This window comes from Streptomyces sp. D2-8, assembly GCF_023184515.1.
In the GTDB taxonomy this organism is placed as follows: domain Bacteria; phylum Actinomycetota; class Actinomycetes; order Streptomycetales; family Streptomycetaceae; genus Streptomyces.
In genome coordinates this window covers 204471-218677 of record NZ_JAAHBP010000020.1, presented here as the reverse complement: position 1 = coordinate 218677, position 14207 = coordinate 204471, and the positions used below count along the sequence as shown (strand labels likewise).

Genomic DNA, 14207 nt, shown 5'->3' with positions numbered 1-14207 from the left:
TTCATAGTGTTTCGGTGGTTATAGCGTAGGGGAAACGCCCGGTTACATTCCGAACCCGGAAGCTAAGCCTTACAGCGCCGATGGTACTGCAGGGGGGACCCTGTGGGAGAGTAGGACGCCGCCGAACTCCTTTTAGAGCTCTGGCTCTTGGGCACACCGCCCAAGAGCCAGAGCTTTTTTGTGTTGAGGTAGGGTCAGGGGGCATCGTTGGCACTTTTCCCACAGGAGGCCCCCGGGTGGAGGTTCAGGAGACTCGCGTCCAGACGGACCGTGTGCTCACCATCCCGAACATCCTCAGCATGGCTCGTCTCGTCGGCGTGCCCGTCTTCCTGTGGCTGATCCTGCGTCCTGAGTTCGGTGGACCCAAGAGTGACGGCTGGGCCCTTCTGGTACTGGCCCTGAGCGGCGTCAGTGACTACCTGGACGGCAAGCTCGCGCGGCGCTGGAACCAGATCAGCAGCCTCGGTCGGCTCCTCGATCCTGCGGCTGACCGGCTCTACATTCTTTCGACCTTGGTCGGCCTCACCTGGCGCGAGATTCTGCCCCTCTGGCTGACCGCTGCACTTCTGGCGCGAGAGCTGGTCCTGCTGGTGATGGTGGGCATCCTCCGCCGGCACGGCTATCCGCCGCCCCAGGTGAACTTCCTGGGTAAGGCCGCCACCTTCAACCTGATGTACGCCTTCCCCCTGCTTCTGCTCAGTGACGGAAGTGGCTGGATCTCGTCACTGGCTGCTATTTTCGGATGGGCGTTCGCCGGATGGGGTACAACGCTGTACTGGTGGGCAGGAGTCCTCTACGTGGTACAAGTCCGCCGCCTGGTCCGTGCGGACGCCATGGCCGATTGAACTCCCGGATTGGTCCGGCCGTAGCGGCGCGATGGCCCGTGGTGGAAAAGTACGGGACAATCCTGGCGGGGGAAGTCGGCTAGACCGTCTCTTCGAGGAGGACGCCCCCGACATGAAGGCCGTCGTGATGGCCGGAGGCGAAGGCACGCGCCTTCGCCCTATGACCTCAAGCATGCCCAAGCCGCTCCTGCCGGTGGCCAACCGGCCGATCATGGAGCATGTTCTTCGGCTGCTCAAAAGGCATGGGCTCAACGAAACAGTCGTAACTGTCCAGTTCCTGGCCTCGCTCGTCAAGAACTACTTCGGTGACGGCGAAGAGCTCGGTATGGAGCTCACCTATGCCAATGAGGAGAAGCCACTCGGTACCGCCGGAAGCGTCAAGAACGCCGAGGAAGCGCTGAAGGACGATGCCTTCCTCGTCATCTCCGGCGATGCTCTGACGGATTTCGACCTCACCGAGCTCGTCAATTTCCATAAGGAGAAGGGCGCGCTGGTCACGGTCTGTCTGACGCGTGTGCCCAATCCGCTGGAATTCGGTATCACCATTGTCGACGAGGAAGGCAAGGTGGAGCGCTTCCTCGAGAAGCCCACCTGGGGCCAGGTCTTCTCCGACACGGTGAACACCGGTATCTACGTGATGGAGCCCGAGGTCTTCGACTACGTCGAGCCTGACGTGCCCGTCGACTGGTCCGGCGATGTCTTCCCGCAGCTGATGAAGGAAGGCAAGCCCATCTACGGCTACATCGCCGAGGGCTACTGGGAGGATGTCGGCACCCACGAGAGCTATGTGAAGGCGCAGGCCGATGTCCTGGAGGGCAAGGTCGACGTCGACATCGACGGGTTCGAGATCTCCCCGGGCGTATGGGTCGCCGAAGGAGCCGAGGTCCATCCCGACGCCGTCCTCCGTGGACCCGTCTACATCGGCGACTACGCCAAGGTCGAGGCCGGCTCCGAGATCCGTGAGCACACCGTCGTGGGCTCCAACGTGGTCGTCAAGAGCGGCGCGTTTCTGCACAAGGCCGTCGTCCACGACAACGTCTACGTGGGACCCCACAGCAATCTGCGCGGCTGCGTGGTCGGCAGGAACACCGACATCATGCGTGCGGCGCGGATCGAGGACGGGGCGGTCATCGGTGATGAGTGCCTGATCGGTGAAGAATCGATCGTCCAGGGCAATGTGCGGGTCTACCCGTTCAAGACCATCGAGGCCGGCGCCTTCGTCAACACCTCGGTGATCTGGGAATCCAGGGGCCAGGCGCATCTCTTCGGCGCCCGCGGTGTGTCCGGCATCCTGAACGTGGAGATCACGCCGGAACTCGCGGTGCGGCTCGCAGGCGCGTACGCGACGACGCTGAAGAAGGGCTCGACCGTCACCACGGCCCGGGACCACTCGCGTGGTGCCCGTGCGCTGAAGCGGGCGGTGATCTCCGCGCTCCAGGCCAGCGCGATCGACGTGCGGGACCTGGAGAACGTGCCGCTGCCCGTGGCTCGACAGCAGACCGCTCGAGGCAGCGCGGGCGGCATCATGATCCGTACCACGCCCGGGGTGCCGGACTCCGTGGACATCATGTTCTTCGACGGGAACGGTGCGGACCTGTCGCAGGGCAGCCAGCGGAAGCTGGACCGGGTCTTCGCGCGGCAGGAGTACCGTCGCGCCTTCCCCGGGGAGATCGGTGACCTGCACTTCCCGGCCAGTGTCTTCGACTCGTACACCGGGTCGCTGCTGCGGAACGTCGACACGAGCGGGATCGCGGACTCCGGGCTGAAGGTCGTCGTGGACGCCTCCAACGGAAGTGCCGGACTGGTGCTGCCGAGCCTGCTCGGCAAGCTCGGGGTCGACTCGCTGACGATCAACCCCGGCCTCGACGAGTCCAGGCCGACGGAGACGGCCGACATGCGGCGGTCGGGCATGGTGCGTCTCGGGGAGATCGTGGCGTCCTCGGGAGCCGCTTTCGGCGTCCGGTTCGACCCCGTCGGTGAGCGGCTGTCGCTCGTCGACGAGAAGGGGCGGATCATCGAGGACGACCGGGCGCTGCTCGTGATGCTGGACCTCGTCGCCGCCGAGCGGCGCAGCGGCCGAGTGGCTCTGCCGGTGACCACGACCCGGATCGCCGAGCAGGTGGCGGCGTACCACGGGACGCAGGTCGAGTGGACGACCACCTCCCCCGACGACCTGACACGCGTCGGCGGTGAGGAAGGGACGATCTTCGGCGGTGACGGCAAGGGCGGCTTCATCGTCCCCGAGTTCAGCAGCGTGTACGACGCCACCGCAGCCTTCGTGCGGCTCATCGGGCTCGTGGGGCGGACACAGCTCACGCTCAGCCAGATCGACGCGCGGATCCCGCGGGCGCACGTCCTGAAGCGGGATCTGGCGACCCCGTGGGCCGTCAAGGGGCTGGTGATGCGGCGGGTCGTCGAGGCGGCCGGAGACCGCTTCGTGGACACCACGGACGGTGTGCGTGTGGTGGAGACCGACGGCCGCTGGGTGATGGTGCTGCCCGACCCGGCCGAAGCCGTCACCCACCTGTGGGCCGAGGGGCCGGACGACGCCTCCGCGCAGGCCCTGCTGGACGAATGGTCGGCGGTCGTGGACAGCGCCGGCCGGTAGAACGGGCTGCACGCGTGCGTGCCGGACAAGTGTCCCCAACGGGGCCTGTCCGGCACGCCGGTGGGGCCGTTCGGAGGTAGTGCTCGCGACGTGCGACGATGTGCGGCATGCCGCAGCAACCCCCCATTCGGAGCACACCCACGCGGCCCCGGCGCCCGGATGCGTCCATGTCGTTGCTCACCAACGTCATGGACCACAGCCTCGACGACGGATATGCCGAGGCCACCGCGCGCAGGAAGGCCGCGGGTGAGAGCGGCATGCCGAAGACGCTCAGGGCGAAGCTGGGGCTCGCCGCCGGCCTGGTGCTCGCGGCCCTCGTCGTGACCGTCGGAGCCGCGCAGGCGCGGGTCGCCGCCCCGGTCGTCGCCAAGGAGCGCGAAGAGCTGGTCGACCGCATCGACCGGGAGACCGAAGCCGCGGACAAGCTGGAGGACTCCGTCGACGAGCTGCGCGCGGACGTCAGCGCACGGCAGCGCGAGGCACTGAAGCACAGCGGCGGCGGCGCGGACTCCGATCTGGCGGGCATCCTGTCGGGCGCGGTCGCGGTACACGGCCCCGGTGTGAAGCTCGTGGTGAACGACGCCAAGGAAACCGCCTCGGGTGGCGACGGTGATCCGCGTGAGACCACCGGGTTCTCCGATACCGGCCGGGTGCGTGACCGGGACATGCAGCGCGTGGTGAACGGGCTGTGGGAGTCGGGCGCCGAGGCCGTCTCCATCAACGGGCAGCGGCTGACCGCGCTGTCCGCGATCAGGGCCGCGGGGGACGCCATACTGGTCGACAACAAGCCGCTGGTGCCGCCGTACACGGTGCTGGCGGTGGGGGACGGACAGCGGCTGAGCACGCGGTTCCAGAACAGTGCGGACGGTTTGTATCTGAACGCGTTGCAGGAGAGCTACGGCATCAGGACGGGCATCTCCGTGGAGGACGACCTCCGGCTGCCTGCCGCACCGAGTGTGACCGTACGTACAGCACAGCCGAGCATTGAGAAGAGCGAGAAGGGCACATCGTGATCGCCGTACTGGGCCTCGTCGTGGGAGTCGTGGCCGGCCTGTTGGTCCGGCCTGAGGTTCCGGCGGTGGTCGAGCCTTATCTGCCGATCGCTGTCGTCGCGGCGCTCGACGCCGTCTTCGGCGGCCTGCGGGCCATGCTCGACGGCATCTTCGACGACAAGGTCTTCGTGGTGTCGTTCCTGTCGAACGTGGTCGTGGCCGCGTTGATCGTGTTCCTGGGCGACAAGCTGGGCGTGGGTGCCCAGCTGTCCACCGGTGTGGTGGTCGTCCTCGGCATCCGGATCTTCTCCAACGCCGCGGCGATCCGCCGGCACGTTTTCCGGGCGTGAGGCCGATGAGCGATCACGACGAGAAGCCCGCCGAGGACCAGGGCGACACGCGCGAGGGCGGTGGCGAGTCCGGGAACAGGCTGCGCAAGGAGCTGCCCCAGGAGATGCCCGCGGCGGCGCCGGCCGCCGAGGCGACCCCGAAGGAGCCGGAGCCCGAGCAGGCACCGGAACCGCAGCCGGATCCCGAGCCGCGACTGACCGGGCGGCAGCGGCTGGCGCAGGGGCTGTGGCCGCCGCGGGTCACCCGGGCCCAACTCATCGTCGCGGTGCTGCTGTTCGGCCTCGGGTTCGGGCTGGCCGTGCAGGTGGCCTCGAACAGCGACAGCGACAGCGCCCTGCGTGGCGCACGGCAGGAAGATCTTGTCCGCATCCTCGATGAACTGGATGACCGTACTCAACGTCTTGAGGACGAGAAGCAAGGTCTCGAGAAGCAGCGCGACGAGCTGGAGAACAGCTCTGACCAGGCCGAGGAGGCCCGGAAGCAGACGATCGAGAAGGAGAGGCAACTCGGCATCCTCGCGGGCACGGTGGCCGCGCAGGGGCCCGGCATCACCATGACGATCCAGGACACGAAGGGGACGGTCGAGGCGGACATGCTGCTCGACGCGATCCAGGAGCTGCGCGCGGCGGGTGCGGAGGCGATCCAGGTCAACGGCGTACGGGTCGTCGCGAGCACGTATCTCACGGACTCGGGCAAGGGTGTGGGCGTCGACGGGAACAAGATCAACGCGCCCTATCGTTTCAAGGTCATCGGCAAGTCGCAGGACCTCGAGCCGGCGCTCAACATCCCCGGAGGTGTGGTGCAGACTCTCGAGAAGGAACAGGCCACCGTCACGATCGAGCGGTCCACCGACATCGTCGTGGACGCCTTGCGAGCAGCGAAGCGGCCTGACTACGCTCGGTCGTCCTCGCAGTGAACCGGGGGTGCATGGGCGGCGTCCGGCGAGGGCATGAGGTTGCGGGGGGTCGGCGCACCGAATGGGCGGTGCGTGGTGGAAACTGTCTGGTGCAGACGGACGTTGTCAGGATGTCCGGGTCGGCCAGAGTGTTCAGTCAGGGTTCGTCCTGCCCCACGGGCGGGTCTGTTTCGGTCAAGGGGAATCGCCCGTGAAGTTGTTTGCGAAGTTGTTCGGCAAGAGCGCGCGAGAAGGTAGCGACAATGCGACCGCTCGTCATCGCGCGCAGCCTGACGCGGAGGGCCAGCGGCCGCTGTTCCGGGACCAGGTCGGCGGCCCGGGTGGCGACGTTTCCGGAGGTCAGGGCGCGCCGTCGGTTGACCCTGCACAGCCCGGCGGCATAGGTTTCGGGCAACCGTCGACCTCAAGTGCGGGTGGAGGGTTTTCCGACCCGTATGCGTCCAACGCCCCCGGTGGGCAGCCGCGGCAGGAGGATCCCATGTCGGCCCTGGTGTGTACGAGGTGCGGCAACCGCAACGCGGAGAACAGCCGTTTCTGCTCCAACTGCGGCGCGCCGCTGCGGCCGGGCGCGGCGCCGGAGCGTCCGTCCGAGACGACCTCCACGATCTCCATCTCCGGTCTCGAGGCCTACGACAGCGAGACCACCGGCCAGACGCCGATGCCGACCCTGTCCCCGGAGGCGCAGGCCGCCGTCGACGCGCTGCCGCTGGGTTCCGCGCTCCTGGTCGTGCGCCGCGGGCCGAACTCGGGCAGCCGCTTCCTGCTGGACGGCGATCTGACCACGGCCGGCCGGCATCCGCAGAGCGACATCTTCCTGGACGACGTGACGGTCTCCCGGCGGCACGTGGAGTTCCGCCGTGGTCAGGACGGTTCGTTCACGGTCGCCGACGTGGGCAGCTTGAACGGCACGTATGTGAACCGGGAGCGGATCGACCAGGTCGCCGTGAACAACGGCGACGAGGTGCAGATCGGCAAGTACCGGTTGGTCTTCTACGCCAGCCAGCGGGGCTACTGACCGGGTTCCGTCCGGACAGATCCCAGCGAAGGTCCATCCGTCAGGGAAGGTCCATGCTGCATACACCGAGCGGCGGTGCCGGGCACGGCGCCGCCGCCACGGACAGTGGGCTGATGAGCATCGGCACGGTGCTGAACGTGCTGCGCGACGAGTTTCCCGAAGTGACCATCTCCAAGATCCGCTTTCTGGAGTCGGAAGGGCTCATCGAGCCGCAGCGGACCCCGTCGGGGTACCGCAAATTCAGCGCCCGTGACGTCGAGCGCCTCGGTCACGTCCTGAGGATGCAGCGGGACCACTATCTGCCCCTGAAGGTGATCCGGGAGCACCTGGAGGCCGTGGCGCGCGGTGAGGCCGTGCAACTGCCGGTCGTGGGCCGTCAGCGCGACGGTGAATCCGCGTCCGAGCCTCCCGAGGCGCCCACAGCGGCCAGGATCGGGCGTACGGAGCTGCTCGCCGCCGTCGGCGTCGGGGAGCAGGAGCTCAAGGAGTGGGAGTCCTACGGCCTCCTCACCCCGCTGGAGGACGGGGCCTACGACGCCGAGGCGGTCACCGTCGCCCTGCTCGTCGTCGAGCTCGGGCGGTTCGGGATCGAGCCGCGGCACCTGCGGGCGATGAAGGCCGCCGCCGACCGTGAGGCCGGGCTCGTCGACCAGGTGGTGGCCCCTCTGAGACGGCACCGGAACCCGCAGACCAGGGCTCATGCCGAGGCCCGCACCAAGGAGCTGGCGGGGCTCACGGTGAAGCTGCACGCCGCGCTGGTGCAGACGGCGCTCGGGGTGCGGCTGCCCTGAGGCGGCCGGGCGCTCGGGGGCCGGATCAGGCGCCCGATACCTGCCCGACTACCCAAACGTCCCGAGCACGGCCTAGGGTTGCTGTGTGAACGAGCTCGATGTCGTAGGTGTCCGGGTCGAAATGCCCTCCAACCAACCGATCGTGCTGCTGCGTGAAGTGGGAGGCGACCGTTACCTCCCCATCTGGATCGGGCCGGGGGAGGCGACGGCGATCGCCTTCGCCCAGCAGGGCATGGCTCCCGCGCGGCCGCTGACACACGACCTGTTCAAGGACGTGCTGGAAGCCGTAGGCCAGGAGCTCACGGAAGTGCGCATCACGGACCTGCGTGAGGGCGTCTTCTACGCGGAGCTGGTCTTCGCCAGCGGTGTCGAGGTGAGCGCCCGCCCGTCCGACGCCATAGCGCTCGCGCTGCGCACCGGGACGCCGATCTACGGCAGTGACACGGTGCTCGACGACGCCGGCATCGCGATCCCGGACGAGCAGGAGGACGAGGTGGAGAAGTTCCGCGAGTTCCTCGACCAGATCTCTCCGGAGGACTTCGGCTCCAGCAGTCAGTGAGCTTCTCGGGGAGCGGCAGCGGTCGATGAGGCGTGTGGGCGGCCCGGCGGACGATGTGGTCCGTGACAGGGCCGCCCGTCGTGTGTGACGGGTGAAATGCCCGCATGTGCCGGTGGCGTGTGTGTGCGTCATGCGGCCCGTTCCGAACACATTCGGCTAGCCTTTCCCCGCGGTGGGACACGGGAAACCACTCTCAGGGTGATTATCACTCGGCGTGGCGAGTGTGGCGATCGTTGACGCACCCCTGGTGACTGCCTACCGTCGAGAAGGCAGGTCAAGGACGGAGGTCGGCGTGAGAAGCAGCGGCGACGGTACGGCTGGGGGTGGCCCCGAGCGCAGTCTCAGGGCGAGCGGTCCGTACCCTCCCCCCGGCTCACGGCCCCTCCCGGGCGGGGGATGCCCCCAGCCCGATGGTGCGGCCGATCACGCTCCGCAGCGACCGACAGCGGTGCCGAGCAGCGGAGGGACGACGTCCATGGCGTCCGAGCAGATCGGCTATCGCGGCCCCACGGCCTGTGCGGCCGCCGGTATCACCTACCGGCAGTTGGACTACTGGGCCCGCACCGGGCTCGTCGAGCCGAGCGTGCGCCCCGCTTACGGTTCCGGGACGCAGCGGCTGTACAGCTTCCGGGACGTGGTCGTCCTGAAGATCGTCAAGCGGTTCCTGGACACCGGGGTGTCGCTGCAGAACATCCGCACGGCCGTCCAGCACCTCAGGGAGCGCGGTTTCAGCGACCTCGAGCGCATGACCTTGATGAGCGACGGCGCGACGGTCTACGAGTGCACCTCGCCCGACGAGGTCCATGCCTTGCTCCAGGGTGGTCAGGGTGTGTTCGGGATCGCCGTGGGCGTGGTGTGGCGGGACGTCGAGAGCGCGCTGTCCCAACTGCACGGCGAGCGGATCGACACCGGCGAGACCCTGGTCGGGCCCAACCCGGCGGACGAGCTGGCGCGTCGGCGGAACCGGGCCGGTTGAGTCGTCCGTCGGCGCGGGGTGTCGGCGGTCGCATGAGGCGGGACGTTTCCGGGCCGGGACGTAAGCGGTTTCTCGTGGGGCGTTCAGGGTGGCCGCGCGGGGCGTTGTCAGTGGTGTAGGGCACCATCGGAGTTGTGAGAACCGCGCCCACGATCCTGCATCTCGACATGGATGCCTTCTACGCCTCGGTGGAGCAGGCGTCCAAGCCGAGTCTGCGCGGGAAGGCCGTGGTCGTGGGCGGGCTCGGGCCGCGAGGTGTGGTGGCGACCGCGTCGTACGAGGCGCGGGTCTTCGGGGTGCATTCGGCGATGCCCATGGGGCAGGCCCGCCGGCTCGCGCCGAACGCCGCGTATCTCGTGCCGCGCTTCAATTTCTACCGCTCGATCAGCGAGCGGGTGATGGAGCTGCTGCGTGCGCTGTCGCCGCTGGTGGAGCCGCTGAGCCTGGACGAGGCGTTCGTGGACCTGGAGGCCGGGGAAGTGGCCTGGGACGAGCGGTCGGCGCGGCTGGCCGGGGCGAAGCTGCGTGAGGACATCCGGAGCGTCACGGGGCTCACGGGGTCGGTGGGGCTCGCCGCCTCCAAGATGCTCGCGAAGATCGCCTCGGAGGAGGCGAAGCCCGACGGACTGGTGGTGATCGAGCCGGGGACCGAGCGGGCGATGCTCGGGCCGATGTCGGTGCGGACTCTGCCGGGAGTGGGGCCGACGACGGGTGACCATCTGAGGCGGGCCGGGATCACCACGGTCGAGGAGATCGCCGAGGCGGGCGAGGACGAACTGGTCCGGCTGCTGGGGAAGGCGCACGGGCACGGTCTCTACGCCATGGCTCTCGCGCGGGACGACCGGCCCGTGGTGGCGGAGCGCGAGGCGAAGTCGGTGTCGGTGGAGGACACCTACGACATCGACATTCACGACCGGACGCGGGTCGGTCTTGAGGTGCAGCGGCTCGCCGAGCGGTGCGTGCGGAGGCTGCGCGGGGGCGGGCTGTCCGGGCGGACCATCGTGCTGAAGGTGCGGCGGTACGACTTCTCGACGCTCACCCGCTCCGAGACGCTGCGCGGACCCACGGACGACCCCGCGGTGATCCGTGAGGCGGCGGCCAGACTGCTGGACTCGGTCGACACCACCGGCGGGGTGCGGCTCCTCGGGGTGGGGGTCACCGGTCTGGCCGACTACACCCAGGAGGACCTGTTCGCGCAGGCGGCGGGGGACCGGGCCGTCGCGGAGGGCCCGGTCGAGGAGCATGCCGTGGCGCAGGCCGAGGAGCAGCCGTCGCTCGCCGAGCGGCGGTGGCCCGCCGGGCACGATGTGCGGCACGCGGCGTTCGGGCACGGGTGGGTGCAGGGCAGTGGCCTGGGGCGGGTCACCGTACGGTTCGAGACGCCCGCCTCGGAGGAGCCCGGGCGCGTGCGGACCTTCCGGGTCGACGATCCGGATCTGGAGGCGGCGGATCCGCTGCCGCTGGTGTTGCTCGGGCCCGAGGAGGGGGACGGGGCGTCCGTGGCGGGGTCTCAGGCCGTCTCGTCGGTGCCCGCCAGCTTGCCGAAGTCGTGGTCCGGGAGCGGGGGCGGGGCGGCGAGGTCGAGTCCGTAGTGGTGGTAGAGCTGCAGTTCCTGCTCGGGGGAGAGGTGGCGGCCCACACCGAAGTCCGGGGCGTCCTTGATCAGGGCGCGGTCGAAGGGGACGTGGAGGGCGCCCTCGATCAGTTCGCTGGGCTCCAAGGGGACGAAAGCGTCCCTGCTGAACAGGCCGGTCCGTATGGCCGCCCACTCCGGCACGCCGGTGGCGTCGTCGAGGTAGACCTCGTCGATCGTGCCGATCCTGGTCCCGTTGCGGTCGAACGCCTTGCGGCCGATCAGGTTGCGCGGATCGATGTCGGTTCGCACGGGCCCTCCACATGGTCGCAACTATCCGTAAAGACTACAAAACGGTACAAGTAGGGATGCGGCCACTCGAAGGTTCGTGCGTGGACCTCGCTGGTACGCTGGCAGCGGCTGTTGACCCCGTGCGGGAGAGTCCTCCGGACACCACCGGAGGCGCCGAAGGAGCAAATCCTCCCCGGAATCTCTCAGGCTCACGTACCGCACGGACGAGGTCACTCTGGAAAGCAGGGCGGGTGTCGACGGCTTCCGCTCTCACCGACGGTGAAAGCCGGACGTCTTCGGGCGATCCGGTGAAGCTCTCAGGTTGAGATGACAGAGGGGGAGGCCGTCCGGGTACCCGTGCCGTGGTGCCCCTCGAAGGTCGTGTCGACCAGGAGGCCTCCGTAATGACCGCCCACCGCATTCCGCTCTCCGAGCTCGAAGAGGCAGTCCCCTTCGAGCAGCGCCACATCGGCCCCGACCACGAGGCCTGCGCCAAGATGCTCGCCCACGTCGGCTACGGCTCGCTGGACGAGCTCACGGCCGCCGCGGTCCCGGCCGTGATCAAGAGCGCCGAGGCTCTGGACCTCCCGGGGGCCCGCAGCGAGGCCGAGGTGATCGCCGAGCTGCGCTCGCTCGCCGACCGCAACCAGGTCCTCGGCTCCATGATCGGCCTCGGCTACTACGGCACGTTCACGCCGCCGGTCATCATGCGCAACGTCATGGAGAACCCGTCCTGGTACACGGCATACACGCCGTACCAGCCGGAGATCTCGCAGGGCCGGCTCGAGGCGCTGCTCAACTTCCAGACGATGGTCGCCGACCTGACCGGACTGCCGACCTCCGGCGCCTCCCTGCTCGACGAGGGCACGGCGGCCGCCGAGGCCATGGCGCTCTCGCGGCGTCTGGGCAAGAACAAGAAGGGCCTGTTCCTGGTCGACGCGGACACGCTGCCGCAGACCATCGCCGTGATCCAGACCCGCGCCGAGCCGACCGGCGTCGAGGTCGTCGTCGCCGACCTCGGCCAGGGCATCCCCGCCGAGATCGCCGAGCGCGAGATCAACGGCGTGCTGATCCAGTACCCGGGTGCCTCCGGCGCCGTGCGGGACATCAAGCCGGTCATCGACCAGGCGCACGGGCTCGGGGCGCTCGTCACCGTCGCCGCCGATCTGCTGGCGCTGACGCTGCTGAGGTCGCCCGGTGAACTCGGGGCGGACATCGCCGTCGGGACGACGCAGCGCTTCGGCGTGCCCATGGGCTTCGGCGGACCGCACGCCGGCTACATGGCGGTCCAGGACAAGATGGCGCGCAGCCTGCCCGGGCGGCTCGTCGGCGTGTCCGTGGACGCCGACGGGAACAAGGCCTACCGGCTGGCGCTGCAGACGCGTGAGCAGCACATCCGCCGTGAGAAGGCCACCAGCAACATCTGCACCGCTCAGGTGCTGCTCGCCGTCATGGCCGGCATGTACGCCGTCTACCACGGCCCGGAGGGACTGAAGGGCATCGCGCGGCGCACCCACCGGTACGCCACGGTCCTGGCCGCCGGGCTCGCGGGCGGTGGGGTCGAGGTCGTCCACGGGGTCTACTTCGACACCCTGACGGCACGCGTCGAGGGCCGGGCCGCCGAGGTCGTTGCCGCCGCGCGGGACAACGGGGTCAACCTGCGTCTCGTCGACACCGACCACGTCTCGATCGCCTGCGACGAGACCACGACGCGCGCCCAGCTGCGTGCCGTCTGGGCCGCCTTCGGGGTCGACGGCGTCGTCGAGGCGCTGGACGCGGCCACCGAGGACGGGCTTCCGGCCGCTCTGCTGCGCACCGACGACTACCTGACGCACCCCGTCTTCCACCAGCACCGCTCCGAGACCGCCATGCTGCGCTACCTGCGCCGGCTGGCCGACCGGGACTACGCGCTCGACCGGGGCATGATCCCGCTGGGCTCCTGCACCATGAAGCTCAACGCGACCACCGAGATGGAGCCGGTCACCTGGCCCGAGTTCGGGCAGCTGCACCCCTTCGTGCCCGCCGAGCAGGCCGGGGGCTACCTCACCCTCATCCACGAGCTGGAGGACCGGCTCGCCGAGGTCACCGGCTACGACAAGGTGTCCCTCCAGCCGAACGCCGGATCGCAGGGCGAGCTGGCAGGCCTGCTCGCCGTCCGCGGGTATCACCGGGCCAACGGGGACGAGCAGCGCACCGTGTGCCTGATCCCGTCGTCCGCGCACGGCACCAACGCCGCCAGCGCGGTGATGGCGGGCATGAAGGTCGTCGTCGTGAAGACCGCCGAGGACGGCGAGATCGACGTCGAGGACCTGCGGGCGAAGATCGAGCAGTACCGCGACCAACTGTCCGTGCTGATGATCACGTACCCGTCCACGCACGGGGTGTTCGAGGAGCACGTCGCCGACATCTGCGCGCAGGTGCACGAGGCGGGCGGGCAGGTCTACGTCGACGGTGCCAACCTCAACGCGCTCGTCGGGCTCGCCAAGCCGGGGCACTTCGGCGGGGACGTCTCGCACCTGAACCTGCACAAGACCTTCTGCATCCCGCACGGCGGCGGCGGTCCCGGCGTCGGGCCGGTGGCGGTGCGCGAGCACCTCGCGCCGTACCTGCCGAACCACCCGCTGCAGCCCGAGGCGGGCCCGGAGACGGGTGTCGGGCCCATCTCCGCGGCGCCGTGGGGCTCCGCCGGCATCCTGCCCATCTCGTGGGCGTACGTACGGCTCATGGGCGGCGAGGGGCTGAAGCGGGCCACGCAGGTGGCCGTGCTCAGCGCCAACTACATCGCCAAGCGGCTGGAGCCGCACTACCCGGTGCTCTACACCGGTCCCGGCGGGCTCGTCGCCCACGAGTGCATCATCGACCTGCGGCCCCTGACGAAGGCGACCGGCGTGAGCGTCGACGACATCGCCAAGCGGCTGATCGACTACGGCTTCCACGCGCCGACCATGTCGTTCCCGGTGGCCGGGACGCTGATGATCGAGCCGACCGAGTCGGAGGACCTGGCCGAGCTGGACCGGTTCTGCGAGGCCATGATCGCGATTCGCGCGGAGATCGAGAAGGTCGGCTCCGGCGAGTGGCCCGCGGACGACAACCCGCTGCGCGGCGCCCCGCACACCGCCGGTGCGCTCGCCGGCCAGTGGGAGCACGCCTACAGCCGTGAGGAGGCCGTCTTCCCGGCCGGGGTGTCGACCGCCGACAAGTACTGGCCGCCGGTGCGCCGCATCGACCAGGCCTTCGGCGACCGGAACCTGGTGTGCTCCTGCCCGCCGCTGGACGCGTACGAGGACTGA

Annotated in this window: 12 protein-coding genes, 1 rRNA gene and 1 riboswitch; of the genes, 12 read left to right on the top strand and 1 reads right to left on the bottom strand. The window is 69.1% G+C overall.

All coding sequences use genetic code 11. From position 1 onward, the window contains the following. Positions 1 to 10 precede the first annotated feature (10 nt). The 11 genes from rrf to G3I77_RS30400 all read left to right on the top strand — a co-directional run bounded on the left by rrf (position 11) and on the right by G3I77_RS30400 (position 10645). Positions 11 to 127: ribosomal RNA gene (rrf, locus tag G3I77_RS30450) — 5S ribosomal RNA — on the top strand. Positions 128 to 236: 109 nt separating this feature from the next. Then, on the top strand, positions 237 to 845 hold the full coding sequence (locus tag G3I77_RS30445; protein WP_248508622.1) for a CDP-alcohol phosphatidyltransferase family protein: 609 nt from the start codon (positions 237 to 239) through the stop codon (positions 843 to 845). 112 nt (positions 846 to 957) lie between these two features. Further along, positions 958 to 3453 carry a mannose-1-phosphate guanyltransferase gene (locus G3I77_RS30440; protein ID WP_248508621.1) on the top strand — a complete coding sequence of 832 codons (2496 nt, stop codon included), beginning with the start codon at positions 958 to 960 and terminating at the stop codon, positions 3451 to 3453. 98 nt (positions 3454 to 3551) lie between these two features. Beyond that, the gene (locus G3I77_RS30435; RefSeq protein WP_248508620.1) at positions 3552 to 4466 is read left to right on the top strand and encodes a DUF881 domain-containing protein; all 915 of its coding nucleotides are present in this window, start codon (positions 3552 to 3554) and stop codon (positions 4464 to 4466) included. Continuing rightward, positions 4463 to 4795, top strand: a complete 333-nt coding sequence (locus G3I77_RS30430) for a small basic family protein (RefSeq protein ID WP_003988855.1) — start codon at positions 4463 to 4465, stop codon at positions 4793 to 4795. The genes G3I77_RS30435 and G3I77_RS30430 overlap by 4 nt, the downstream gene beginning before the upstream one ends. A 5-nt stretch (positions 4796 to 4800) precedes the next feature. Further along, on the top strand, positions 4801 to 5712 hold the full coding sequence (locus G3I77_RS30425) for a DUF881 domain-containing protein (protein ID WP_248508619.1): 912 nt from the start codon (positions 4801 to 4803) through the stop codon (positions 5710 to 5712). A 61-nt stretch (positions 5713 to 5773) separates the two neighbouring features. Beyond that, a complete protein-coding gene (locus G3I77_RS30420; protein ID WP_248508618.1) occupies positions 5774 to 6727 on the top strand; it encodes an FHA domain-containing protein in 954 nt (317 codons plus the stop codon). Between the two features lie 53 nt (positions 6728 to 6780). Beyond that, positions 6781 to 7518 (top strand): MerR family transcriptional regulator, encoded by a 738-nt coding sequence (locus tag G3I77_RS30415; protein ID WP_248508617.1) that lies wholly within the window; start codon positions 6781 to 6783, stop codon positions 7516 to 7518. A gap of 85 nt (positions 7519 to 7603) precedes the next feature. Further along, entirely contained in the window at positions 7604 to 8077 is a 474-nt protein-coding gene (locus G3I77_RS30410) for a bifunctional nuclease family protein (protein WP_003988851.1), read from the top strand. Positions 8078 to 8369: 292 nt separating this feature from the next. Continuing rightward, positions 8370 to 9053: a MerR family transcriptional regulator gene (locus G3I77_RS30405; protein ID WP_248508616.1), complete on the top strand. Its 684-nt coding sequence runs from the start codon at positions 8370 to 8372 to the stop codon at positions 9051 to 9053. Positions 9054 to 9187: 134 nt separating this feature from the next. Beyond that, positions 9188 to 10645: a DNA polymerase IV gene (locus tag G3I77_RS30400; protein WP_248508615.1), complete on the top strand. Its 1458-nt coding sequence runs from the start codon at positions 9188 to 9190 to the stop codon at positions 10643 to 10645. Here G3I77_RS30400 and G3I77_RS30395 read toward each other — a convergent pair. Next, a complete protein-coding gene (locus tag G3I77_RS30395; protein ID WP_248508614.1) occupies positions 10564 to 10938 on the bottom strand; it encodes a PRC-barrel domain-containing protein in 375 nt (124 codons plus the stop codon). The two genes, G3I77_RS30400 and G3I77_RS30395, sit on opposite strands and share 82 nt — an antisense overlap. A gap of 112 nt (positions 10939 to 11050) precedes the next feature. Then, positions 11051 to 11146, top strand: a riboswitch (glycine riboswitch). A gap of 175 nt (positions 11147 to 11321) precedes the next feature. On the opposite strand from G3I77_RS30395, the gene gcvP reads away from it, so the two are divergent. Then, positions 11322 to 14207: an aminomethyl-transferring glycine dehydrogenase gene (gene gcvP / locus G3I77_RS30390; RefSeq protein ID WP_248508613.1), complete on the top strand. Its 2886-nt coding sequence runs from the start codon at positions 11322 to 11324 to the stop codon at positions 14205 to 14207.